Source organism: Paraburkholderia sp. J10-1, assembly GCF_905220165.1.
GTDB lineage: Bacteria > Pseudomonadota > Gammaproteobacteria > Burkholderiales > Burkholderiaceae > Paraburkholderia.
Window position 1 is genome coordinate 1 of the sequence record NZ_CAJMYW010000090.1, and the last position, 291, is coordinate 291.

Genomic DNA, 291 nt, shown 5'->3' on the forward strand with positions numbered 1-291 from the left:
GCGATGACCACCTGAAGCTCCTCCAGCGAATTGGGCACAGTCGGTAGTTCCAGCGGTACCTTCGTCATGTCTATGGTGGCCCGCGGGGCGTTCGGAAAGATGTCCAGCGCAATGTAGCGCTGGCTAGTGATAAGACTTCCGGTCCGCAACTGGGCACGCAAACCCTGAGCCACCAGTTTTTGCAGGAGTGCCTTTCCGCCGTCGTTGTTGCCTTCACCCAGCGACTCCCGGAACTTTCTTCCGAGGCGATTGGGAAACAGGTTCACCGTCACAGGCATCGTGAATTCCGAT

The 291-nt window shown here is 57.7% G+C and carries 1 pseudogene; it reads right to left on the reverse strand.

What is annotated here, in order from left to right:
• Window positions 1-278, reverse strand: a pseudogene (locus U5A65_RS40850) (mammalian cell entry protein); the annotation flags it as partial.
• Window positions 279-291 lie beyond the last annotated feature (13 nt).